21 protein-coding genes and 1 pseudogene are annotated in these 24,610 nt (G+C 44.0%); 12 read left to right on the top strand and 10 right to left on the bottom strand.

The annotated features are described in order from the left end of the window. Positions 1 to 78 precede the first annotated feature (78 nt). Positions 79 to 2,223, bottom strand: coding sequence for a TonB-dependent hemoglobin/transferrin/lactoferrin family receptor (locus ONZ52_RS19875; RefSeq protein ID WP_265220397.1), 2,145 nt, complete (start codon positions 2,221 to 2,223; stop codon positions 79 to 81). 222 nt (positions 2,224 to 2,445) lie between these two features. Between ONZ52_RS19875 and ONZ52_RS19880 the strand changes: the two genes are divergently transcribed. Then, positions 2,446 to 3,492 (top strand): RpnC/YadD family protein, encoded by a 1,047-nt coding sequence (locus tag ONZ52_RS19880; RefSeq protein WP_265220398.1) that lies wholly within the window; start codon positions 2,446 to 2,448, stop codon positions 3,490 to 3,492. A gap of 303 nt (positions 3,493 to 3,795) precedes the next feature. On the opposite strand, the gene ONZ52_RS19885 is transcribed toward ONZ52_RS19880, so the two are convergent. Then, positions 3,796 to 4,353: an NAD(P)H-dependent oxidoreductase gene (locus ONZ52_RS19885; RefSeq protein ID WP_265220399.1), complete on the bottom strand. Its 558-nt coding sequence runs from the start codon at positions 4,351 to 4,353 to the stop codon at positions 3,796 to 3,798. 157 nt (positions 4,354 to 4,510) lie between these two features. On the opposite strand from ONZ52_RS19885, the gene ONZ52_RS19890 reads away from it, so the two are divergent. From ONZ52_RS19890 to ONZ52_RS19900, 3 genes are all read left to right on the top strand, one after another. Continuing rightward, positions 4,511 to 5,461 carry a LysR family transcriptional regulator gene (locus ONZ52_RS19890; RefSeq protein ID WP_265220400.1) on the top strand — a complete coding sequence of 317 codons (951 nt, stop codon included), beginning with the start codon at positions 4,511 to 4,513 and terminating at the stop codon, positions 5,459 to 5,461. Positions 5,462 to 5,645: 184 nt separating this feature from the next. Then, the gene (locus tag ONZ52_RS19895; RefSeq protein ID WP_346433253.1) at positions 5,646 to 6,029 is read left to right on the top strand and encodes an Hsp20 family protein; all 384 of its coding nucleotides are present in this window, start codon (positions 5,646 to 5,648) and stop codon (positions 6,027 to 6,029) included. A gap of 267 nt (positions 6,030 to 6,296) precedes the next feature. Continuing rightward, positions 6,297 to 7,535, top strand: coding sequence for an NAD(P)/FAD-dependent oxidoreductase (locus tag ONZ52_RS19900; protein ID WP_265220401.1), 1,239 nt, complete (start codon positions 6,297 to 6,299; stop codon positions 7,533 to 7,535). 5 nt (positions 7,536 to 7,540) lie between these two features. On the opposite strand, the gene nfsA is transcribed toward ONZ52_RS19900, so the two are convergent. The 3 genes from nfsA to msrA all read right to left on the bottom strand — a co-directional run bounded on the left by nfsA (position 7,541) and on the right by msrA (position 9,893). Next, complete coding sequence (gene nfsA / locus ONZ52_RS19905; RefSeq protein ID WP_265220402.1) at positions 7,541 to 8,278, bottom strand: oxygen-insensitive NADPH nitroreductase; 738 nt, start codon at positions 8,276 to 8,278, stop codon at positions 7,541 to 7,543. Positions 8,279 to 8,422: 144 nt separating this feature from the next. Then, on the bottom strand, positions 8,423 to 8,992 hold the full coding sequence (locus ONZ52_RS19910) for a porin family protein (protein ID WP_265220403.1): 570 nt from the start codon (positions 8,990 to 8,992) through the stop codon (positions 8,423 to 8,425). 274 nt (positions 8,993 to 9,266) lie between these two features. Further along, complete coding sequence (msrA, locus tag ONZ52_RS19915) at positions 9,267 to 9,893, bottom strand: peptide-methionine (S)-S-oxide reductase MsrA (RefSeq protein WP_265220404.1); 627 nt, start codon at positions 9,891 to 9,893, stop codon at positions 9,267 to 9,269. Positions 9,894 to 10,229: 336 nt separating this feature from the next. Here msrA and ONZ52_RS19920 point away from each other — a divergent pair, with 336 nt between their 5' ends. Together ONZ52_RS19920 and yghU are read left to right on the top strand one after the other, a co-directional pair. Continuing rightward, positions 10,230 to 11,006 (top strand): ferredoxin--NADP reductase, encoded by a 777-nt coding sequence (locus ONZ52_RS19920; RefSeq protein WP_265220405.1) that lies wholly within the window; start codon positions 10,230 to 10,232, stop codon positions 11,004 to 11,006. A 45-nt stretch (positions 11,007 to 11,051) separates the two neighbouring features. Beyond that, positions 11,052 to 11,900, top strand: a complete 849-nt coding sequence (gene yghU, locus ONZ52_RS19925; protein WP_265220406.1) for a glutathione-dependent disulfide-bond oxidoreductase — start codon at positions 11,052 to 11,054, stop codon at positions 11,898 to 11,900. Positions 11,901 to 12,034: 134 nt separating this feature from the next. On the opposite strand, the gene ONZ52_RS19930 is transcribed toward yghU, so the two are convergent. After that, positions 12,035 to 12,547 (bottom strand): hypothetical protein, encoded by a 513-nt coding sequence (locus tag ONZ52_RS19930; protein ID WP_265220407.1) that lies wholly within the window; start codon positions 12,545 to 12,547, stop codon positions 12,035 to 12,037. A 111-nt stretch (positions 12,548 to 12,658) separates the two neighbouring features. Between ONZ52_RS19930 and ONZ52_RS19935 the strand changes: the two are divergent. Together ONZ52_RS19935 and ONZ52_RS19940 are read left to right on the top strand one after the other, a co-directional pair. Continuing rightward, a pseudogene (locus ONZ52_RS19935) lies at positions 12,659 to 12,797 on the top strand (glutathione-dependent disulfide-bond oxidoreductase); the annotation flags it as partial. A 291-nt stretch (positions 12,798 to 13,088) separates the two neighbouring features. Continuing rightward, complete coding sequence (locus ONZ52_RS19940) at positions 13,089 to 13,865, top strand: SHOCT domain-containing protein (RefSeq protein WP_265220408.1); 777 nt, start codon at positions 13,089 to 13,091, stop codon at positions 13,863 to 13,865. 39 nt (positions 13,866 to 13,904) lie between these two features. Here the strand turns inward: ONZ52_RS19940 and ONZ52_RS19945 are convergent, their stop codons facing one another. From ONZ52_RS19945 to ileS, 3 genes are all read right to left on the bottom strand, one after another. Further along, the gene (locus tag ONZ52_RS19945; protein WP_265220409.1) at positions 13,905 to 15,866 is read right to left on the bottom strand and encodes a putative bifunctional diguanylate cyclase/phosphodiesterase; all 1,962 of its coding nucleotides are present in this window, start codon (positions 15,864 to 15,866) and stop codon (positions 13,905 to 13,907) included. A 25-nt stretch (positions 15,867 to 15,891) separates the two neighbouring features. Next, complete coding sequence (locus ONZ52_RS19950) at positions 15,892 to 16,107, bottom strand: YgaP family membrane protein (protein ID WP_265220410.1); 216 nt, start codon at positions 16,105 to 16,107, stop codon at positions 15,892 to 15,894. A 437-nt stretch (positions 16,108 to 16,544) separates the two neighbouring features. Beyond that, positions 16,545 to 19,718, bottom strand: coding sequence for an isoleucine--tRNA ligase (gene ileS, locus ONZ52_RS19960; RefSeq protein ID WP_265220411.1), 3,174 nt, complete (start codon positions 19,716 to 19,718; stop codon positions 16,545 to 16,547). A gap of 1,259 nt (positions 19,719 to 20,977) precedes the next feature. On the opposite strand from ileS, the gene ONZ52_RS19965 reads away from it, so the two are divergent. Next, positions 20,978 to 22,024 (top strand): Stealth CR1 domain-containing protein, encoded by a 1,047-nt coding sequence (locus ONZ52_RS19965; RefSeq protein ID WP_265220412.1) that lies wholly within the window; start codon positions 20,978 to 20,980, stop codon positions 22,022 to 22,024. A 102-nt stretch (positions 22,025 to 22,126) separates the two neighbouring features. Then, complete coding sequence (locus tag ONZ52_RS19970) at positions 22,127 to 22,717, top strand: HD domain-containing protein (RefSeq protein ID WP_265220413.1); 591 nt, start codon at positions 22,127 to 22,129, stop codon at positions 22,715 to 22,717. Between the two features lie 91 nt (positions 22,718 to 22,808). Here the strand turns inward: ONZ52_RS19970 and aphA are convergent, their stop codons facing one another. Further along, positions 22,809 to 23,519 carry an acid phosphatase AphA gene (aphA, locus tag ONZ52_RS19975; RefSeq protein WP_265220414.1) on the bottom strand — a complete coding sequence of 237 codons (711 nt, stop codon included), beginning with the start codon at positions 23,517 to 23,519 and terminating at the stop codon, positions 22,809 to 22,811. 198 nt (positions 23,520 to 23,717) lie between these two features. Between aphA and ONZ52_RS19980 the strand changes: the two genes are divergently transcribed. After that, on the top strand, positions 23,718 to 23,966 hold the full coding sequence (locus ONZ52_RS19980) for a type II toxin-antitoxin system Phd/YefM family antitoxin (RefSeq protein ID WP_265220415.1): 249 nt from the start codon (positions 23,718 to 23,720) through the stop codon (positions 23,964 to 23,966). 85 nt (positions 23,967 to 24,051) lie between these two features. Beyond that, a complete protein-coding gene (locus ONZ52_RS19985) occupies positions 24,052 to 24,579 on the top strand; it encodes an AAA family ATPase (RefSeq protein WP_265220416.1) in 528 nt (175 codons plus the stop codon). Positions 24,580 to 24,610 lie beyond the last annotated feature (31 nt).

Genomic DNA, 24,610 nt, shown 5'->3' on the forward strand with positions numbered 1-24,610 from the left:
ATGCTCCGTCTAGCGTTAACTGGTTGGCATAGGTCAAAAATACAATGCTTTTTGACCTACGCTGCGGTGAAAAAAGGCTTAGAAAGACAGTGTTGCGTCGATACCAAGGTTACGACCTGCACGGGTGTAACGGTCCAGATTCGTGCTGGTGTTGGTAATGTTGCGGATGTCATTCCAATTGAGATATTTTTCATTGGTCAGGTTAAACAGCCCCGCGTTAAAGGTGAGGTTGTCCGTGGGTTTGTAATAAGCCGTTAGATCAACAAGTTGATAGTCGGATGTGGCGAGCCACTGGTTGCTGCTGGTCAAATCCGATTTTTTCTTGCCAGACGCCCAGGTTAGATTGAGCTTTCCACCCCATTGCTCTGAAGGCGCGTCGTAGCCAAGACCCACCACGGCGCTTAGCGGTGATATGCTGTCGAGAGGTTCATTATCCTCTAGGTTATCGCCTTCGGCATAAGCGACAGCGCCATTGAGTGTCCAGCCGTCATTAAGCGCATCGATACTTTTGGATAGATCTAAAGTGCCTTTAATTTCAGCGCCTTTGATGACGACATGAGCAAGGTTTTTGTTGGTATATTCCCCTAATCTGTATGTGCTAGAGGTGCCTAAAGAGACCTGCTCGATAAAGTTGGTGTAGTCGTTATAAAAAGCGACCAATTCAGCGGTGCCGTAGGTATTTTGAGCTCGAACGCCAGCTTCTACGAACAGACTTTCTTCCGGTTTTAAGTCTGGATTAGGCTTGATTCTATAGGCGCCATAAGACGCAGAGTTTTCAAAGTAATAATAAAGCTCGTCTAAATTTGGAGCTCTAAAGCCAGAGCCGGTTTTACCAAAAATACTGTAGGTGTCGTTGATGGCAAAATCAGCGGAAAGTTGTGCGGTCACAGCCTCGTTTTTATTATCGCCCCATGATTCGATGTATTCGTCGCCCTTGGTGGTGTATTGGTAGTTATCGTAGCGAATAGCGGGCACAAGAGTGAGCTTGTCTGTCGCTGCCCAGCTGTCTTCTAGATATAAGCCGACAATATTGGCGTCGGCTACGGGTGAAAAACGCGACGCGGTGGTGACGCCAGAGACGGTGTTTTTATTGAGATTTTCTAAAGACTTATCGTCGTAATTTATGCCGTAACGAAGTTGATGTGCCTCGATTTGTTTGACCCAATCCGCTTTGAAGCTGATACTTTCTTCATCATAAAATCGGTCAACAACGCGATTGCCCGATGTTCTATTCGTAATGTTGGTGGTTTTAGTGTCTTGGTAATCCAATTGCCATTTTAAGCGATCATAAAGCGTATTAGCTTGGGTGTTTTCATGGAAGAAACCAATGCGGCGGCGGACACTTTTGTCATCTGAGCTTTGTTGGTCTGTGGCAGAGCTTTCTGAATATAAGTCGGATTCAGTGGTACTGTGGAAGTATTCACCGACCACGCCGATACGGTTGGTGTCGTTTACTTGTACTTGTACTTTAGCAAGGACATTGTCTGATCCAGTGTCTGCGGGGTCTACTGATTCTCTTGTTACGCCAACCGTTTGATCAGAGCCTGCATCGCCTTGATGATTCTCGTTTTCATGGCCATCGCGATGGGTATACAGCAGTAAGGACTCTACTTTGCCTGTGCGGTTCGCCGTGGTGAGGGTTTGGCTATATTCGTCGGAGGCGCTTTTGTAGCCTGCTTTTAAGGAAACACTGGTGTCATTACCTTCTGGCGCTAAAAAGCTACTAGGTTCTTTGGTGGTGTATTTTACTACGCCACCCAGAGCGCCGCTGCCTTCTACTACGTCGCCACCTTTAATAATATCGACAGATTCTAATGAATCCATGTCGACGGTGTTTCGTCCAGTGCGTAAATAGGTGGTTGTCGGGCCGTATGCATCGGCTTGCGAAACACCATCGACACTGATTTTGACTCGATCGCCATCTAAGCCGCGGATGTTAACACTACTGATACCAAAACGAGAATCTTGGCTGGCTTCTACCCCTGGTTCATAGCGTACTAGATCGTCTAAATTACGAGTTAATGTTTTTTCAATATCGTCACTTTCGATTTTAGAAACCGAGCTGCCCAGCTCCGTGGTGGTTTCAGTGAGCGAATCCGCTTCAATGTTGATGGTGCTCAACTGATTTTCTTGAATAGTGGTGTCGGCAGAAAACGCGGGTGACGCCGCCATGATAGACAAAGCAAGGAAAGATAAGGGAGTAGGAAAAGCCGTTTTTTTCATGTTTCTTCTCATCAATAAATTAAGTCTTCCCTATGTGTATGCAATCCTTTATGAGAATGATTATCACAAATATGTTGAATTTAATGAAAATGATTTTCATTAAGAATTGTTAATGAATGTCTGGTCAACGGGTTGGTGTTTTAGTGGTATTTATATAGTATTAACGTGCTTATGCACCGCGACCCTAGGATGGGGTTGGCGTTAATAAAAGAAGGATTTGATATGAATACAAGATCAGTGGATGATCATGATAGCCCGTGGAAAGAAGCGTTAGAGCAGCGTTTTCCAGAGTTTTTGGCGTTGCTGTTTCCTGATGTTTACGAACAGGTGGACTGGAGCCAAGGGCGAGAGTTTTTGGATAAAGAGCTCCAGCAGGTTGTTCAGGATGCCGAGCTGGGGCGACGTTATGCCGATAAGCTGGTTAAGGTTTTTGCACGGGATGGCACAGAAACATGGGTGTTGATTCATGTGGAAGTGCAGGGCGAAGCAGAGCGGGATTTTGCCGAGCGTATGTATGTGTATCACTACAGACTGTTTGATCGGTATCAGATGGATGTGGTCAGTTTAGGCGTGCTCGCCGATACTAACCGAAACTTTCGGCCCAATAGCTATCATTGGAAGCGCTGGGGCTGTGAGTTAGACTTTCGTTTTCCCCGTGTAAAACTACTGGATTGGCAAGATCACTGGGCGCAGTTAGAACGCAGTGACAATGTGTTTGCCTTGGTGGTGATGGCGCAACTTCGTGCCAAAAGCAGTAAAAGAGCCGAAGAACGACAAGCGTGGAAATTTCAGCTTGTGCAATTAATGTACGAGCGGGGCTATGAACGTGATGTTATATTAGAACTGTTCCGGGTTATTGATTGGATGATCCGTTTACCAGACGCGTTGGAACGTCAGTTCTTAGAGTCGGTATATCAACTAGAGGAGTCTAAAAAAATGCCTTATGTAACGAGTGCAGAGCGTTTTGGAATTGAGAAAGGAATGCAACAAGGAATGCAACAAGGAATGCAACAAGGAATGCAACAAGGAATGCAACAAGGAATGCAACAAGGAATGCAACAAGGAATGCAACAAGGAATGCAACAAGGAATGCAACAAGGAATGCAACAAGGTGAGGCTAATATGCTATTGCGTCAGATAACAAGAAAATACGGTGTTGATGTGGCTACGGCTTACCGTGATCAGGTTGAGAAAGCTGATACCGACACCCTACTGGAATGGTCCGAACGACTCCTCTTCGCTGAGAAAATAGAAGATATTTTTCATTGATGTTCACATTGTCCCTTCCCCTTATCACTTCCAAGGGGGCTAGGATGGGGTCATGAACTGTAACCCCCTCCCAACCTCCCCCTTAAAAACACAAGGGGGAGGAGCAGACCTGAACTGTCATTGTCCCACCCAACCTCTCCCTTAAAAACACAAGGGGGAGGGGCAGATCTGAACTGTCTTCTGTGTCTAATTTGAGGTGGATTTTACAATACGGTGACGACGTCTTCTAAGGCGAGGCGAGATTTTGGTAATGTCGCGTTGTAGTCTTCGTCTTTGTGGTGATAACCGATCGCGAGTGCTACGTCACATTGGTAACCCACGAGCCTCGTTGTGAAATAGCTCGCCAATTAATTCGGCATCCACACCTTCCATTGGGGTCGAGTCGATGTTGAGACGTGCCAATGTGTGCATTAGGTTACCTAGAGCGATGTAAGCTTGTGCTTTGGTCCATTGTGCTGTGCTGCCGTTTTCATCTGTGTTTAGTTCGGCAAAGGCGAAGCTACCAAATGCCTGTTCTCTGTTTTCTGGTTTTGTACGGCCATCCATAATGCCTTTGTCGACGACTTTTGCGTAGTCCTCGCGCTTGTAGTGGGTTTTGTGTGCAAACAGTACGATGTGTGACGCGCTTTTTGCGTGTTTTTGGTTGAACTGGAATTTGTTCGCAAAAGTATCGTGGAAGCGTTGTTTGGCGGTATCGCTCTCAATCACGATGAACTTCCATGGTTGTGAGTTAATGGAAGAAGGGGATAAGCGCAGTGCTTCGTAGATGACTTCTAGATCTGCTTGGGGAATGCGTTTTGCGGCATCGTAGTGTTTTGCTGTGTAGCGTTTTTCTAGGTCGGTAATAATTGGGTGTGCCATTTTTTGTTTCCATCATTAGGGTGATGACTCACGCGTGGTGAGTCTTGATGGCGCTATGGTAACGAGACTTTATTAAATGAAAAATAGGGTTTTTATTGAGTTATTATCAAAATATATTTGATAATAAGCCCATCATTTTTTCTTTAAGGGTTAGGCTATGCAGCTGGAAGATCTTCGTGTTGTGCTAAAAGTAGCGGAGTTTCGCAATATCACGGCAGCAGCGACTCATCTAGATATGCAGATAGCTACGGCCAGTGCGGCGGTTAAGCGGGTTGAAGCGTCACTTGGTGTCGAGCTATTCGTGCGTACGACGCGTCATTTGCGTCTTTCTAGTGCGGGCGAGCGTTATTTGCCACAGTGTACGGCGGCGCTGGCTTTATTAGAGCAAGCCAAGCAAACGATACACAATGATTTGGACATTATTAGTGGGGAAATCCGTTTGGCGGTGTCGTCTGATTTAGGTCGAAATGTGGCGATCCCTTGGGTTGATGCGTTCATGACACAGCACCCTAAAGTGACTTTGCGGGTGCATGTTAGTGACAGCAACATTGACTTTTATCGTGATGCGCTGGATATCGCATTGCGTTACGGCCCGCCAGCCGATTCTAATTTATACGGTTTTAAAATCTGCAATGTGCCACGTTTGCTGGTGGCCAGTCCCAGTTATCTTGAGGCTCAAGGCTTACCTGAACACCCTAAAGAGTTGCTGCATCATCAGGGGTTGTTTTATCAGTTGCAGAATATACTCAATGATACTTGGCACTTCTCGTGTAAAGCGTCAGGGACGGAACGATCTTACAAAATTAAGCCCAAAGCCTATTGTGCGGCTAATGATGGGGATCTGGTACGGCGTTGGTGCGTGGCTGGAAAAGGGGTGGCGATAAAGTCGTCGCTGGATATTGCTAACGATCTGCTGGCCGAACGTCTAGTACCACTTCTGCCGAATTATACCATTCCCTCCGGTGAATTGTGGTTGGTTTGCCCTAGTCGTCAATCGATTACCCCAACCGTAAGGCTATTGCGTGATATGTTTCGCGAACGTACGACGGCGCTTTTGGGACAATTGGTCGAGCGAGGTTTTATAGCAAAGAGTGTATTGGAAGAATAAGCTGATTACGTGTTGTTTTATAAAAAATGTGTATTTTCATAGACAGAAATTTTCTATAAAAAACACTTGAAAATGGTAGCTGAGATCCTATTTTGAGGGATGTAGCAGGTTCGTCTGGTTATGAATAGAGTGCCTGTTACTACTTTTGACGATTAGTATTTTGCTTCAATTAGGAGGATTTATTATGAACTCAATTGATCTTAGCCCACTTTATCGTAGCAGTATTGGTTTCGACCGCTTGGCCTCTTTGCTCGATAGCGCGCTAACAACAGACAATGTGTCTGCTGGTTATCCGCCTTACAACATCGAGGTGGTTGATGATAACCGTTATGCCATTTCGCTTGCTTTAGCAGGCTTTGATGAAAGCGATTTGGATATTAAAGTGGAAAAGAATGTGTTGACCATTCGCGGTGATAAAGCGGACTCTGGTGAACATAGGTATCTCCATCAAGGCATTGCAAACCGTTCATTTGAACGCAAGTTCAATCTTGCCGATTATGTTGAGGTAACCGATGCTGAGTTAAAAAATGGGCTTCCTTACCATCAGTTTGGTGAAAGAGATTCCTGAGGCAATGAAACCCAGAAGTATTGCCATCAACAAGGCTTCTCGCAGTGTTCTTGAGCATCAAAAAGAAAGCTCAGCACAACAGGATGCTAAGGTAGCCTGAGTAAAACTTGTTTATACATGATGATCGTAAAGGGCGGTGATTAGTCACGGCCCTTTTTTGTTTTTATCCGCGTAGTTCCTTCTATTGACGGTTGGCTCATCTATACTGGATATTGTTATAGTCCAGAGCGTAAATCATTTTTTTTGCAATGCTGTCGAGGTAGGGATATGGCGGAGTTTCTTGTGTTGGGTGCTGGAATGGTGGGTGTGAGCAGTGCTTTGGCGCTACAGGCTCGTGGTCATCAGGTTACCATTGTGGATCGCACTGGTGCGGGTCTGGAAACCAGTTATGGCAATGCAGGTATGATTCAGGTCGAGGCGGCGGAGCCTTATGCCTTACCAAGGGACATGGTGACGCTGTTTAAATACGCCTTCGAGATCAGTAATGATGTGACTTGGACATTGTCTGGTGCCTTACAAATGGCGCCTGCCTTGTGGTCGTATTTTCGTCATTCATCGTTAGAAAAGCACGCTAAGATTTCTCACATTCATGCGCAATTAACCTTTCGCTCTACGGCGGACCATGAGCCTTTAATTCGCGACTCGGAATCTGAGCACTTGATCAGTCATTGTGGTCTTGTGATGCTGCATCGTGATGAAAATGAATTTGAAAAAGCGGCGAAGAAAGCCGAATTTCTGTTACGAGAATATGGTGTTACTGCCGATATTTTTGATGGTAAGAGTTATCAGCAAAAAGAACCAGCACTGAAGAAAGCGCCAGCTGGAGCCGTGCATTATACGCAAAGTTGGAGCTGTGCTTCGCCGGGAGGTTTGACCAAGGCGTATTGTGATTTGTTTGTTAAACGTGGTGGACGATTTGTGACAGGCGATGCCAGTACCTTGCAGCATGGTGTGTCGGGTTGGAAAATTCTAACTCGTGATGGCGAGTTAACCGCTGGGCAAGTGGTGGTGGCGCTTGGGCCTTGGTCTCCAGAGCTATTAAAACGCTTCGGTTATCGCATTCCTATGGTTTACAAGCGAGGTTATCATGGGCATTTTAATGCCCCTAATACGCTCCAACGTCCATTTTTAGATGTGGCAAATGGGGTTTTAGCCGCGCCAATGCGACAAGGGACCAGAGTCACAACGGGGGCTGCGTTGGTGCCTATGAAGGCCGCGAAAAACATTAAGCAGCTTGAGCGTGGAGCCGCTGCATTAAATGAGATGATCGATTTAGGGCAAAAAGTAGACGAACCACAATGGTCGGGTACGCGTCCTTGCATGCCAGATATGTTGCCTTTAGTAGGGGCTGCACCCAATCATAAAGGTTTGTGGTTTCATTTTGGTCATGGGCATCAGGGCTTTACGCTTGGCCCGACCACGTCAGATTTATTGATTAAGGCTGTAGAAGGGGAAAGTAGCCCCTTGTTAGAGGCACTTTCACCTGTAAAACGGTTAGCTCGATAAAATGTTTAGCGCTTTAAGAAACCGCGTGATTGCAGGAAGGGAAGCATGTGTTCACGCTTTTTCTTTTGCACCGCGGCGGCGGTTTGCTCAGACCAGTTGCTGTTTTTCTGATTGTCGCCACGACTTTGGTAGTAGGCTTGCATTTGTGCGTCGTAGGCGTTGACATCGTCAGCGCAGCGCCGGCTATCGTAGCTGTCTTTGTGCAATATAACATCGACGGGCAGACGAGGTTTTAAGTCGGGCTGAGCGTCAGGATAACCCAAGCAAAGGCCAAAGATGGGATACACTTGATTGGGTAGGTTTAACAGCTCGGCGACTTGCTCAGGATCGTTGCGAATGCCACCAATAAAGACGGCACCAAGACCGACCGACTCCGCGCCTAGCATTAGGTTTTGCGCAAAAAAAGTGGCGTCTGTTGTGGCCGCAATAAAGTGTTCTGTGTTGCCTTCTAATGCCCCTAAGCCTTGTTTAAGACTGCAATATTCAACGCGAGTCAGGTCCGCGCAAATAACGAAAAATTCCGCTGCCGATTCGACCCATTTTTGTCCACCCGCTAAGGTGGCAATTTTTTGACGATTTTCTGGGTTGCTCACTTGGACAATGGAGTAAGCTTGAATAAAGCTTGAAGACGCGGCGCCTTGGGCACTTTGGATCAGTTGTGTTATGAGGGATTCATCAATCGTTTTGTTTGTGTATTGACGAATGGACTTATGGTTGGACTGAGCTTGTAGGATTGGATTCATCGTTAACATCTTTTATTAATGAGATGCATAAATACTAGAGCCTTAGTATGGATGGGTCAAAGAGCTTCAGGTTAAGAAATAAGCATAAACAAAGGAAAGACCTAACCGCTAGGTTAAGTCTTTCGTTCAAGGGAAATGTCAGTTTTAGAAACGGTATTCAGCACCTACACTGGCTTGTTTGAAGTCGGTGTCAAATTCTGAGTCAGAGTTGACATTATCTGCATTCAAGTCAACGTCGTACCAGGTGTATTGAGCGTTCACCAGTAGATTTTCTGTTACTTTGAAGTTAACACCGGCACCTGCGAATAAGCTTCGATCGTCTGAACTGCCTTTGATTGAGGCAATATTGTAATCGGTTTCGTGCCATAGCTGACCGGCTTTAGCAAAGAGTTCAACTGTCTGAGTGATCGGAATGGTGCCTTTTAAAGCCGCAGTGTAACCCGTCGTTTCCGCGTTAGCCGCGCTGCCACCGTATTTACCAAAGTCAATATAGCTGCCTTCTAAAGCAAGGAAAGAATTAAAACGATAGCCGACGATGCCCTGTACTACATCGTTGTTATCGTCAAAGTCGTCGTCGCTTTCCACTTTGAGGTAGCCGTAGTTACCACCAACATAAAGACCGCTGTTGTTGTCAGCCATGTTTTCAGCTTTTGCTACGCCACTGAGAGAAGCTAAAGCGATGCTACCTGCTATGACGGGAATGAATTTTTTCATTTTATAACTCCTTTTAGTTACTTTTTGGAACTTCGTGAGTTGCGCTATTAATGTGGCGTATGACTGGGCTGAAGGCTAGGCTTTCGCGATCAGTTACCTATTTGCTTCATTTTCTATGCGTTAAACCTAGGTAAGAAACACTTTACTGATACTTGCGAGATCGTTTTTTCGTTTTATAAAAGAGGGGAAGTGGTTTTAAATAAGAAAAAGATGCCCGTTGTTTGGCATCTTTTTAGTGGAATACAACGCATTAAAAGGACACGAGTGTGTCGTATTAATGGTACTGATGACTGGCCACTTCTCCCCATAAACGTTCAATACGATTGTCTCGTCCGCAGCTGGCGCGATAATAGGCATAACGAATTGGGTTTTTGGTGTAGTAGCTTTGATGATACTCCTCAGCAGGGTAAAAGGTTTTTGCCGGAAGAATCTGTGTCACTACCTCGTCTTTAAATGGTTTGGTTTTTTTGACATTGGCGAGAGAGGCTTCAAAAACCGCTTTTTGTTGGTCGTTCTGATAAAACATGGCGGTTTTGTAAGGGGCTCCTTTGTCGCAGAACTGACCTTCTGCGTCGGTTGGGTCGATGGTTTTCCAGTAATAGTCCGCCAATGACTTTAATGACACTATGTCATCGTCAAAATGAATCACCACGGCTTCAAAGTGTCCGGTGTTTCCTGCGGATACTTGTTTGTAGGTTGGGTTTTCAGTGTGACCTCCGGTATATCCTGAAACCACATCACTGACACCTTGTACCAATTCAAAATCGGATTCCACACACCAAAAGCAGCCACCGGCGACCATCATGGTTTGTGGGGCCGCTTGTAGCGTGCCACTAAAGGCGGCGGTGCCACCGAGAATCACTAAGCCTAAGGCACGGTTGAAGGTATTGTTGATTGTCATTGAGAGAGTCCTCTGATTGCTGGCATGATGTCATGGTGACGCTTTACATTGTTCATTGCTTTGACGTACTCACAAGGCTTTTTCTTACAGATCATCGTAGTATGCTGTGTATAGGACGGCGGTATTTTGGCAGCATGCTTGATTATTCCTACATCGTCGCTCATTTTTTGTACATTTTAATGGCACACTGATGCATGTGTATTGATGGTTTACCATCGATTTTTATATATGCTGAGCATATTAAAGACATCTAGATAATCAATTAAACAAATATAGATTTGTCTTATAGTATGAGTACCAGTTTAGAGTGTTTGTTTAATTTTTAATGGGGTTGCTATGAGCGCATTTGTTACGGAACGTGTTTTGAGTGTTCATCACTGGAATGACAATTTATTCAGTTTTAAAACGACTCGCAATCCAAGTTTGCGCTTTGAGAATGGTCAGTTTGTGATGATCGGTTTGGAAACAGAAACTCGGCCTTTGATGCGTGCTTACAGTATTGCCAGTCCAAATTACGAAGAACATTTGGAATTTTTTAGTATTAAGGTGCCTAATGGCCCGTTAACGTCGCGTTTACAGCACTTGCAAGTCGGTGATGATATCTTGGTTAGCCGTAAACCGACTGGCACCCTTGTGACGCGGGATTTGCTGCCAGGAAAACATCTTTATTTGTTATCCACGGGAACCGGTTTGGCGCCGTTTTTAAGTGTGATTCAAGATTTTGACGCCTATGAGCAATACGAAAAAATTGTTTTGGTCCATGGTGTTCGTCACATTAATGAGTTGGCGTATGCGGATTTTATTGAAAAAGTATTGCCTGAGAATGAATTTTTTGGCGAACAGGTAAGAGATAAATTAATTTATTATCCAACAGTGACTCGTGAAGCGTTCCGTAATCAAGGTCGTCTGACCGATTTGATTCGCAGTGGTAAATTGGCCGAAGACATTGGATTACCGCAACTTAGCCCCATGAATGACAGAGTGATGATTTGTGGTAGTCCAAGTATGTTAAAAGATACGTCGGCTTTGCTTGATGAGCTAGGTTTTAATGAGTCACCCAAAATCGGTGTGCCTGGGGATTATGTTATCGAGCGAGCGTTTGTCGAGCATTAGTCGCGAGGGTTACGCTTTCGTTGATGAATATATTTAGGAGATGTTATGAGTTCTAGCCAAGATTACCTTCCTCCCAAGGTGTGGACATGGAATACAGAAAACGGCGGTAAGTTTGCCAGTACCAACCGTCCTGTTTCGGGTGCCACACATGAAAAAGTATTGCCTGTTGGTAAGCATTCACTGCAGCTTCATTCCCTTGCTACGCCCAATGGTCAAAAAGTGACCATTATGCTGGAAGAGTTGTTGGCATTGGGCATTTCCGCTGCTGAATACGATGCGTATTTGATTAATATTGGTGAAGGCGACCAGTTTGGTTCTGGTTTTGTTGAGATCAATCCGAACTCAAAAATACCTGCTTTGATGGATCACAGTACGACGCCACCGACTCGTGTATTTGAGTCTGGTTCTATTTTGCAATATTTGGCCGAAAAGTTCGATGCCTTGGTGCCAAAAGACTTAGCCTCCAAAACGGAATGCCGTAACTGGTTATTTTGGCAAATGGGATCGGCGCCTTATGTAGGCGGTGGTTTTGGCCATTTTTACGCCTATGCGCCAACGAAAATGCAGTATCCGATTGACCGTTTTACCATGGAAACCAAGCGTCAGTTGGATGTACTGGATAAGCATTTGGCGGATCACACTTACATGGCGGGTGACGAGTATTCTATTGCGGATATTGCTATCTGGCCTTGGTATGGCAATTTGGTGCTAGGTAATTTATACAGTGCGGCTGAATTTCTTGATGTAGCCAATTATACCAATGTACTGCGTTGGGCAAAAGCGATTGAGCAGCGTCCTGCTGTGCAACGAGGCCGTATTGTTAATAAAGCTTTTGGTGATGGAGCAAAGCTTCAAGAGCGTCATGATGCGTCGGATTTTGATGGTCTTATTTGATCTTCACCAGTGAGGGCAAAAGGCAAGCTACGGAATAGCTTGTTTTTTGTCTTGGTCTTGCGTACAAGCTTTACTAAGATAAATTAATGATACTTATGTGTGGTTTATCATACGCTTACCGAGTAAGGCTTACATTAAAAATTCACACCGATATAAATACCTTTTACCTCTTCCGATAACGATTCAATAAAGTATTTACGAGCATAAAAGCCAAACATTATTTGAGGGAATAAATTAAATTGAATGCTCAGCTCTGGATAAATACCAAGTGCTAAATCATCACTATCACAATTATCTTCACACTCATTATTATCAGTAACAGAGGCTAATATCAATCCGACTCCTAAAGACGCTAGCACTGGAGTTGAGTTGGTATTAAGGTTTGTTGAAATTTGGAAGCCATTATATTGAGTATCTTGCAGTTCCATTGTAATAAATGAGGCGCTTCCACCTCTATAACTCCCCCTTTCATTTATTTTTAGGCCTATTTCAGCTGCTCCTGAGTCAATTAAACCATCTTCATCAGACTCCCCGACTAATATCCCTGCATAAATTCCTCCATTAATGGCTCTTTCATTTGCTTGAACATTGAAAGAGATAGATGTCAATATAAAAAATATTAATAATAAAATGTTTAAATTAACCATGGTTTAATTATCCTTCCTTTATTTAATGTTCAGTGCAAATATTAATAATATGTTTCTTAAATTAAATCAATATTGTATGTTCCTCCTGAAGTGTAGACATGAAATACAGAAAACGTTGGTAAGTTTGCCAGTACCAACCGTCCTGTTTCGGGTGCCACACATGAAAAAGTATTGCCTGTTGGTAAGCATTCACTGCAGCTTTATTCCCTTTAATAGTCCAAAAGTGACCATTGTGCTGAAAGAGTTGTTGGCATTGGTTATTTTTATAAAGAGACAAGGCATAAAATGGCTTGTCTCTTTATTGTTGGTAATAAATAAGAAGAGTTTAAAAAATAAACAGTTATTTGTGTTTATTCTGTGGCTTGTCACCATTTTGTCAGACTGATATGTGTTAGAGTGAAGGCCTACGAAATCTGTTGGCCAGCATGATGCTGCAACCTACTCTTTGTTTGTGTCCATGTACGAGGCGATGTTTGCCTTCTTTTTTTGCAGCGGCGAGATAAAAGAGAACAGCTCTACGTCCCTTTTAGAGAGCTTTATAATGCAAAATTTAACGCAAGATGGACAAAACCTCGTTCATTCCCTTTCCCGTCGTTACAACCTAAGCTTTGATGCCGTCATGCATATGCTAATCGCTGTGAATAATGGTAATGGGTCGATGGCACAGTTCAATTGCCCAGAATTGGGTGGTGGTGGCCAGTGGATGCGTGGTGGTATGACCATGGTCGGCGACATGTTTAATTATGGTTTGAAATCGACTGTGGACAACTTGTGTAACGAGCTGGCCAATGGCTTAGCAAACATGCAGGTATTTATGCCGTTGCCAAAAGGTTCAAGATCCGGCAATCAGTGGTGGCCAGGTGATTTGGGTCAGCCGTTTAGTAGTGGTGCGCAAAATAGCACGCGTTACGCGATTTTCCCCAATCGTCTGGCAGTGGAAGTAAATGGTCAAGTCACGGTTTACGATACGTTAGACAATAACATTGGTGGTATAAGCCAGCAGCAGGGCGGAAATTCGTCACTGACATTTTCCAGCCAATACGGCACCATTCTCGTCAGCTCCTTACCTGTCGTGTCCGGCGGGAGTTCTGCTTCTTCTGCTCCAATGCCTGCACCACACAATAACTTTATTGAGCCGTCTGCTGCCATGGCATGTTCACCCGCTCCTGCAGTGCAAGTCCCTCAGAATTTGACGAATGTATCGTCTATTGATGACGTAATCCAATTGATCGAGAAGTTGGCAAAGTTGCGTGACATGGGAGCTATTTCAGAAAACGAATACAATTCGAAGAAGACCGATTTATTGAATCGTATTTGATTGAGTCAATTGCGTGTATTGTGAGGTAGTTTGTAAAAATTAGAGCGGCAGAATGGTATTAGTTTTTAAGATAGCTTGTATGTTTTCTGCCGTCATTGGTTTAGCGTAATAATAGCCTTGTCCATAAAGACAACCCATTTTGATTAACATGTCGGCTTGTAATTTATTTTCTATTCCCTCTGCTATCACTTCACATTCGAAAGAATGAGCCAGCATAATGACAGAAGATACTATGGCTTGTTTTCTAGTATCTTGCTCTATGCCATCAATAAAAGAGCGGTCAATTTTTATGTGATTGACATTAAGTGTACTGATATAAGATAGCGAACTCATACCTGTACCAAAGTCGTCAATGGCAACTTGTACTCCAGCCTCTTTGAAGGCATTGAGTTGCTTTGAAATAAGGTCAATGCTAAGAGTGGTTTCAGATTCAATCAGTTCTATTTCTAGCTTATTTGGCGGAATATCATGCTGCTTAAGTAAGCTCAGCGTGAATTCCAGTAAGGTTGGATCGAGCAAATTATAGGGCGACAAATTGATAGCGATTGGCGTGAACCATCCTTGTTGATGCCACTGGCCGAGTTGCGAAATGGCTTGAGTAATAATATAACGACCAAATTCTTGCACCCGACCACTATGCTCAATGAGGTCAATAAAGTTTATCGGAGATAAAATGCCATCGGTAGGGTGATACCAACGAGCAAGTCCTTCAACACCGATAATCTGACCATCGGCCACTGATACTTTGGGTTGATAATGTAGTTTGATTTGAGCTTCGGACAGGGCAACTTCTAATTCTGCGCGGCGCTTTAGGTGTTGCTTGCCACATTCGATATTTTTCTCACTAAAAGTCGCCCAACCAGAACGATTTTGTTTGGCTTCACTCATGGCCGCATCGGCGTACATGATGAGAGTTTCACTGTCGGTTGCTTGGCTTGGGTAATGGGCAATACCGATACTTGCACCGGTGCTGATGGCCAGTTTATTGATCAATACTGGCTCATTTGATCTATCAATAAGCTTTTTTACTAAGAGTTCGGCGTGCTCAATATCTATTTCTGGTGCCCAAATAATGAATTTGTCGCCAGAAAAACGAATTAGTGTCTGAGTACGGTCTAACGTATCCTTAAGCTTTTGAGCTATTTTAGCCAGTAAACTGTCTCCGGTTGTATGGCCAAAAGCATCGTTCACTTCTTTGAATTTATCGAGGTCAATGACGAAAAGACAAGCTTGAGTAACATCAGATGTATGCGTTTTAGTAGCGTTTGGTAAAGAGGGGGACATCGCTTCAGGCATGATGTCTTGCAGTAGGTTTCTTAAATAAAGACGATTGGGTAATCCTGTTAAAGTGTCATGAGTCGCAAGATGTGCTAATGAATCGTTTTTGTCCTGAACGCGTTTATTCATCCAAGAGGATAAAGTGAGGGCAAACCAGGTTGCAAGCCAGAAGACAATCAGTGATGTGATGCCAAGGCGCTTGGTAACAAAGGAAAGGGTTTGTTGAATATAATTTGAATTTTTCAGAACCAGAACTTGGTATGTATTGTCGACCACTTTTTGCCAAAGGAAATGATGTTCGTCTATGTCAATATGTCCATTTGATAAGCTTAAGTCGCCAATGGTATCGCTGTCTGCTTGATTAATTGTGTACAGCAAATGATCAATGACATCGGAGTTAATATTGTTATTAATCGACCAGTTTAAATCTGGGCCATGAATCTCGATATACAATTCGGGGTTTTCGTCTGTAAAGTAGACTTGATGAATCAGTTTTGCGACGAAATCGGATGAGTCTGTTTGGCCTTTAAGTGCTAATTGTCCATGAATCAATAGAGCTTGACGATGAAGGGATTCGAGATCTGCTTGAGCGCCAATATCATTGGCCAAGCGATAGGACACGGTCACATAAATGGCCGAGACGGATAAGGCAACCACAAGACAAACCAAGATGAGTTTGATGCGGAAGGATTTGTCTCTTTGTAGTTCCTGTAGTGGTGGCATAAAGACCCCAGATAACTCGCCTTACTTATTCTTTTTCTTTACAGGTACTGATGTTGGCAAGATGGTAGACTGGGCACCATCCAAATGCTAAAGAAATCAAGTTCAGCGAGCCAAATATACCGATCAGTGTCTCTAGCAATGGGTCGTTTAATAGATCACCATTAAACAGAGCGATGCCAGTAAACAATATGCCGATAACACCGCGGATACTTCTATCTAGAGGATGTAGGTTCTTTTTCACTGTATTGTGTCCTCACTAATCAACAGTTCGATCGTTTATAAATAGTCCGCTTTAGCCGAAAAATTGACAATAGGGAGACTGTAAGTAATTGCATCGCAATGTAAGCGACCGAATGACGAAGTGCTGAAACCCCATGTTACAAAGTGGGTCAGCAGCGACGTTAACTAAGGGATACCTTGCGATCTAACAGAATCGGCCCTGTCCCTTCGCTTGCCAGTTTGTCTTCTTCGTTATAGAGCGGGCACTGGGTTAAGGACAAACAACCACAGCCAATGCAGCTGGTGAGTGAGTTGCGCAGTTTGCTTATGTGGCAAATAACCTAGAGGCAGTGGAGTATTTTTCTGATATGCCAGAGGCGCGCAATAATAGCGATGACATAAGCTAAAAAAGAAAGATCCAGCGCGCCATAAACAAACACTATGGCGCGCTGGATAAGCTTAGTGATTTGTTGCTTTTTCAACTGCAACTTTCACTTCGCCAAGGTCGGTCGTTATAGACACAACCCTGTCAGGCAAAGGCGTAAAGTGCACCTCGTCAGCTAACGTTTCTGATTGGATATAACTAAGGTGTTGCTGACACCAATGCTTCACAGTATCGCTGGCGTCGATAGACACATGGATTCGATCCAGTACTTTATAATCTTGCTGCTTACGAAGTTTTTGGATGTGGCTCACTATCTCGCGCATAGCGCCTTCGGCGATTAATTCCTCGGTTAGCTCTGGATCAATGTTGATCGAAATAAAGCGATTGGAAGCCGTCACTGTGCTGGCTTTGGCCTGTCTAAAGAGTTGGATTTCTTCTTGATTGAAGGTCAATCCATCCAGTTCTATTTCACCTTGCTTCTCCAAGTGATCTAAGGTTGTTTCATCCAGTTTGGCGATGAGGGCAGCGTAGTGCTTCATTTGCTTCCCTAGACGTTTACCTAAGACGGGAAAGTTCGCTTTGGCATAAAAGTCGATATAGTCACTTTCTTGGCGGCTAAACAGCACGTTTTTTATATTCAGTTCCGTTTGGATGTAATCTTTAAGACGGGTGATGTCTTCCAGCACGTAGGCGTCTTTATGCAACACGGTGAGTGTTTTAAGTGGCGTTTTTAATTTGATTCTAAGGTCGTTGCGCAGTTGTCGCCCCATCACCAAGATGTGTTGAACGCGCGCGACACTGGCTTCTAAATCCTCTTGTTTCAGGTTGCCATCGGTACTTGGATAATCACACAAATGCACAGACTCTGCTTGGCTGCTTGCCGAGAAAGGCAAAAGTGCTTGATATAAGTGTTCTGCCATAAATGGCGTGAAAGGTGCCATCAATCGGTTGAACGTATCTAAGCAGCGATACAAGGTTTGAAAGGCTTGCTGCTTATCGGCGTTTAATTCTTTTTGCCAAAAGCGAGCGCGATTCAAACGGATGTAGCCGTTGGTGAGGTCTTCTATAAACTCGAATAACGCAGGCACCACGTTATACAAGTGGTAGGCTTGCATCTCCTGATTGACCTTGGCGGTGAGCGTTTGTAGACGGGACAAGATCCACTGATCCAAGATGTTGTTGGGTGCCTCATTGCTGCCTTTGTCTTGCCACTGGTCGATTTCGGCGTAGGTGGCAAAAAAGCGAAAGCCATTTAGCCAAGGCAATAAGACTTGCCGCACCATGTCTTGCACACCTGTGTCGGCAAAGCGTTGCTCTTCAGCCTTCACCAATCCTGAGTTGATGAGGTAAAGCCGTAGAGCATCGGCACCATAGTTTTCCATCAGCGTATCGGGTGGTGTATAGTTTTTTAGGCGTTTGGACATCTTTTTGCCGTCTTCCGCCATGACAATGCCATTGACGATGACGTTTTTAAACGCAGGTTGTCCGAACAAGCACTGGCTAAGTACTTGTAAGGTATAAAACCAACCGCGTGTTTGATCGACGCCTTCTGCGATAAAGGCCGCAGGAAAGTTATGCTCAAATTGTTCTTTATTTTCAAAGGGATAATGCACTTGGGCGTAAGGCATGGCACCGGATTCAAACCAGCAGTCGAATACTTCGGCAATACGTCGATAGGTGCCTGCTTCTCCTGTAAGGGAGAAGCTAAGTTCGTCCACGTGGTCGCGGTGTAAGTCGTCCACGTCCGCGCCTGTGTAGGCTTTCAGCTCTTGCCGAGAGCCAAGACAAAGGTGATTGCCTGTGACATCGTTGACCCAGATGGGAAGAGGTGTCCCCCAGTAACGGTTGCGTGACACAGACCAGTCGATCGCGCCTTCTAACCATTTGCCCATGCGGCCTTGCTGGATGTGATCTGGCACCCAGTTGATTTGTTCGTTGTTTGCCAACAGTTCACCACGCATTTGTTCTACTTTAATGTACCAAGATGGCACAGAACGGTAGATGATCGGTGTGTCGGAGCGCGGACAGAATGGATAGCTGTGTACGATGGTTTCTTGACGATAAAGCACATCACGGGCTTTTAGGGCTTGCATGATGGCTTTGTCGGCATCTTTTACATATTGGCCTTGGTAATCGGCTACGTCATGGGTAAAGCGTCCGCGGCTGTCCAGTGGACAAACGGTGGCTTGCAAACCATTGGCTTTGCAGACGCGGTTATCGTCTTCTCCGAATGCGGGGGCGATGTGGACGATGCCAGTGCCGCTTCCAGTGGAGACAAAATCGTCCGCGAATACGTGAAAAGCGCCAGCTTCATTCAAGTGGCTGAAATAGGGAAAAAGCGGCTCGTAGTGTTTGCCACTCAGCTCAGCACCTAACGCACGATCCAGAATCTCCACCTCTCGACCTTTGCAGACAGTGTCGAGCTGAGCCTGAGCAAGCCAAAGCGTTTTGCCCATGGTTGCGTCGTGTACTTTGACGTAGGGGATATTGGGGCCAACACACAGGGCAAGGTTGGACGGCAGGGTCCAAGGCGTGGTGGTCCAAGCGGCAAAATAGGCGTCTTCGTCGGTTAATTTGAACAATACCGTGATGGCAGGGTCTTGCACCTCCTTGTAGTTAGAGCTGGCTTCAAAGTTAGACAGTACGGTTTCCAGCTCAGTGGAATAGGCGATTACCTTGTCGCCTTGATAGACCAGCCCTTTGTCCCATAACTGTTTGAACACCCACCAGACGGATTCCATATACCAAGGCTCCATGGTGCGGTAGTCGTTTTCAAAGTCCACCCAACGGCCAAGGCGAGTGATGGTTTTCTCCCATTCACTGGCATAGCGCTGCACGATGCCACGGCATTCCGCGTTGTAGCGGGCAATGCCCAAGCTTTCTACCGCTTCTTTGGCTGACATGCCGAGGGATTTATCGATTTCGTGTTCGATAGGCAAACCATGACAATCCCAACCAAAACGACGCTCTACATGGAAACCCTTCATGGTGAAGTAACGTGGAATGATGTCTTTGATCGTCGAGGCAACCAAATGTCCGTGATGGGGCAAGCCAGTTGCAAAGGGTGGGCCGTCATAAAATACGTAGTCTGGTTTGGGCTTAGACGCTTCAAGAGAGCGCTTGAAAATCTGCTTGTCCTGCCAAAACTTGAGTACAGCGTGCTCGGCCTCAACGAACGAAAAGCGTGCGGACGAAGCTGTATTGTCAGCCTCATCGGCTACATGGGTAGGGGAATCGTGTGTATTCATATTGGCTTCCTGTTAAGACCCAAGAAGCAGAAAAAAGAAACCCGCCTCTTGGGCGGGTTTGCTTTATTTTACTCAACAACGAACCCACCACTCCTAGGAATGATGATAATAATTCGTTGTTGAGTAAGAGATAGGTTAGTCATAGGGCTTATTTTTACGCTTGCAAAGGGGAAGCGTCAAGAGAGATCTAAAAAATAATACATTGCAAATGTGCAAGGCTAATGATGTGAGTTTTTTGAGAATTACGATGACGGTTTTCAGGTTCTTAAGTTTTGTGTTCTCCTAAAAGGTACTTCTCATCAGTGCTGGTCTAACGCAAATGGATCTTGCTGATCGGTTGCATACACAAAAAATGCTATTTCTCGTATCGAAAATCATTCTGCAGACGTCAAACTATCAACGCCTGAAAAGAGTTTGTTAGCGCCTTAGGCAGTAAACTCGAAATTCGTTTTGTTTACTTCATTATGCTTTTATCTCGTTTTATTGTGTCATTATGCGTCAGTAAGTGTTTGATTCGCCTTGTACTCGTCTAGGTTTAGTTCAAAAAGTAGAGCATCTAAGTCCTGTTTGGTACTACGTTCTTTTTTACCAAGATAACGAATATAAAGAATGCTCAAAAACATAAAGGCATAAAAGCTTAGGCTTAACGTATCAGATAGGCCTCGGAATGATGAAGAGTTAAATATTATGATGAAGCTACTTACCCAAAAGCCAAATAAAAATTGTGAGCTAGGAGTATATTCCAGTGCAGAGGCGTTTGGTGACTACATTGCGACATATGTTAAAACGGTAATTATTTCTCCATGATCCGATTATTATTTGATTACGAGCGTCATTGAATTTAGCGTTGTAGCCTTTGTTTTTTAACGCTGTCAAAACATCACGCCATTCCATTGATTGATTCCCTCAAGTCCTGAAAAATAATAAATCTCATTTTCTATTGTTTCATTAAATTAGAACACTATTTTCTTTCGCGAACAGTGGTATTTTTGAGGTAATGGATATCAATATTAGCAATGAAATCTGCTCGTTAGTTGATGAAAGACGAATAAGATCAGGCAGTTCTTGATGTGTGGTATCATTAGAAAACTAGCCATATATCGCTCTTTATCTCCTCTTAATGGCTAAAAGTAATCGATAGACTCACTATCAAATCAACTCAGTGAAGAGTTGACCTACCTAGAATTGACTCGCTCGATGATCAGTCTGAACCCGTTGTGGCATCAGCTAAAATATCATCAATGTATACGGATACTGATATGCTAAGTAATGCAACCGAGCACGAGCTTGATCCAATTGATGCGGTTATCACTTGGGTTAATGGGAATGCTACGAAACACCGCCAGAAGCGGCAAACCTATATGGCAATGGAGCCATTACCGCTACACGAAAATGCCGCCAATCCACATCGCTGGGTATGCAGCGATGAAATTTTGTTCTGTATTCAATCCATTGAAAACCACGCGCCATGGATAAACAAAATTTGGGTGGTTGTGGATGAGGAAGGTCCTGATTTATCAAGCCTCTCAGAAAGCATTAAAGCCAAAGTACATCTTGTTTATCATGCGGAAATCTTTGATGGCTTCACACAATTTTTGCCGACTTTCAACTCCTTGGCGATTGAGAGCATGCTCTGGCGGATAGAAGGGCTGAGTGAGCGATTTATGTACTTCAATGACGATGTGTTTTTAACGGCACCGCTCAGTCCTGTTGATGTTTTTGACGGTCTTACTCCTATTCTGCGAGGCAAATGGGTTGATTACAGTCAGGTGCTTAGCTGTGACGAAATGCGAGAAGACCCAGCGAAATTTCATTGTTTTATGCAGATCAATGCGGCGCAAATCACAGGATATCCCGCCACAAAACTGTTTTCTGCGGCGCATGTTGTTCATCCCTTTCGACGTTCAAAGATGGCCGAATTGTTTGCCCGTTATCCTGATGACTTTTTCATTAACATAACGTATCGATTTCGCAACTTGGCGCAATTTCTCCCGCAGGGGTTGCACAACCACGCTTGTATCCATGACCAAGAAGCCAAAATCAGCCTGGTAGATGATCATCTTCATATTTCAAGCGGGCAGGGGAAAGGACAACCAGCCAGCGACACGCTAGCGTTGCTTAGCAAAGCGACCGATCCTGGCATCAAGTTTTTATGCGTCAATGATCTTCCTCAATTAGTAGAAATCATTCCAAACGCAGCGGATTGGATTGCTCAAGCCATTGGCGGCTTTCCGGGGCTAAATACAGTGATTGAAGAATTGCGCCTGCAATCAGAGGAAGCGATGACAAATTTGGCAGAAGCATAATGCTTCTATCTGAAGAGTAGTTTTGAAAGCTTAGGGTCGAATTCTCATGGATTCTTGGTTACTCTTGATCAAATTTTCAGTTAAGACAGATTAAGGTATTTCATGCCAAAGCAGCTAAACGACCAAACTCTCGATAAACAATTTGCCTTTTTACGTGAGATAGACCAGCTAAAATCTGTTATCCGTAAATCGCCATTGATTGATCAATCACGAAGAGAGAACTCTGCCGAACATTCGTGGCATTTGGCAATGTATGCCTTAATCCTAAAAGACAGTTCTGACAAAGAGATTAATATTGAGCGCGTGATCAAAATGCTCTTGATCCATGACATTGTTGAAATCGACGCGGGTGATCACCCGATACATGAAACGGTGGATAACACAGCTCAAGATGAGGCAGAGCAAAAAGCTGCGGATCGTCTCTTTGGTTTATTACCAACATCGCAAGGTGAAGAACTCAAAGCCCTTTGGTACGAATTTGAAGCCGCTGAAACAAATGACGCCATATTTGCGAAATCTCTAGACCGACTACAACCATTGATTCACAACGTAGCAACCAATGGCGGTACATGGATTGAAGGTAATGTCAGTCATGAACAAGTTAAACAGCGTTATGGTTCAGTGATTAGCGCAGGTTCAAAAAGCATCTGGAATCTAGTGCAAAAATTGGTTAGCCAGTATTTTCATAGATAGAGTTCGCTGTCTTGAATTAGCGAAATACTAGAAAAAGCCAACAATCCCATGATTGTTGGTTTTTGTTATCTGATACTAATCGAAAGTGAGATTAGTACTGGGAGTCTTTCAACACTCGTTCGCCATAGATGCCATTTTTAGGAATCGGTGTGTAGCTAGAGTTCGCTGCGCGCATGACACGAATACCCTCGGCGCCTGCGTCACGGGCAGAAATAATGTCGCCATCTGCATCACCGTAATAAATTTTGATGTCATGCTGTTTTATGTATTTGGTCTTGGTGTATTCGGTACGGCTTGATCCCGCAAAAATGACATCGTGCATCTCTTTGATATCAAATGCTTTTTTCAAGTACTCCGTAGTAAAGTTACAATCGGAACCAGTACGGCCTGTAATAAAGTAAATGCTATCGCCGCGTTCTTGGTGCATGGCAATTAACTCTTTAGCAATGTTCTTAGGCATGCTGAATGCGTCCCAGCCACAGTTTGCTTTATCCCAAAAGTCTTGATTCGTTAGGTAAGAGTAACCATTTGGCGAAAACTCTTGCTGACCACGATAAAAAACGGGTGTGCTAAACAGGGTCGTATCATCGATATCAAAGCCCACCGCAAACGGCGCTTTGCCTTGAAGCTCTTGCTTAATGTCCGCAACAGAGATCATAGTGACATCCGACGGCATACCCGCCGTCGTCATATCAATGGTGGAATAGCCTTTATGAGTGCCTGGTGTTTTTGGATCTGCGTGAGCAGAGAGACTGGCGACACAAGCCAGTACAAGCGTTATCGAGCGTAGAGTATGATTCACAGTGTTTCCTATAGGTTTCATTATTGATGGTTTGTTTATCTTATCTCTAAAAAATACGACTTTCTATCAACTTGTTTTGGTTTGAGTGAAGGGCAGAGCAAATACTTTATCTAGAGCTAGTTAATAAACCTCTGCTTGATAAGTGATCAAATGGAAATTGAAATGATCTTTTAATAGGTCGATTAAAGGTGCTTTTAAATGACTTCTAGAATCCTTTCCGATGTGGCTGCAAGCATTACGGAATTTAAAGCTAACCCGATGAAAGTTGCTGCAAGCGCACATGGTAAAGCGGTTGCGGTATTAAACCGCAATGAACCTGCGTTTTACTGTGTTCCAGCTGAAGCCTATGAAGCCTTAATGGATAAATTGGAAGATATGGAATTGTTAGCTCTCGCGAAGGAACGCGCCAATGAAGAAAGTATCTCAGTCAGCATCGCAGACTTATAATTTTAGCTAAGCCCAATTGGATCGTGTTTAGACATGATCTATTGGTATACTGTGACTCATAATTAATGTAGTTTGTAGGTGTAAAATGACTGATAATCAGAGCACACACTTAGAGCGTGTCGCTATCAAAGGCTTTAAGTCTATCAAAGAGATGGATTTGAAAATGAAGCCTATCAATATTGTCATTGGAGCTAATGGCTCGGGCAAGTCTAATTTTATTTCCTTATTTACTTTTCTGCGAAATTTGTCAGAAGGAAAACTACGGACTTATATTGAACAAAATGGTTTCGCAAATACGTTCTTTTATTTTGGCTCTAAAGTAACAAATCAAATAGAAATTGATATTGAAGTTGGTTTCAATGGATACCATGTGAAATTTGTTCATGGTAGCAATGATGACAATTTAGTTTTCAAAGAAGAGTTTTGTACGATAGTGACCTCAGGAAAGAACTTTGAGATTGTAGGTTCTAAAGGCGAAAGTGGTTTACTTCCTGGAACTGAGGCACAAAGCCCAGCAGTTCGTAACTATACTAGAAAGTATCTTGAAGATTGTCGTGTTTATCATTTTCATGACACAGGCCCAACCGCATCTTTTAAAAAGCATCCTCACTAGAATCTGTTGACTATCTACAGCATGACGCAGG

Source organism: Marinomonas rhodophyticola (assembly GCF_026113935.1).
Taxonomy (GTDB): domain Bacteria; phylum Pseudomonadota; class Gammaproteobacteria; order Pseudomonadales; family Marinomonadaceae; genus Marinomonas; species Marinomonas rhodophyticola.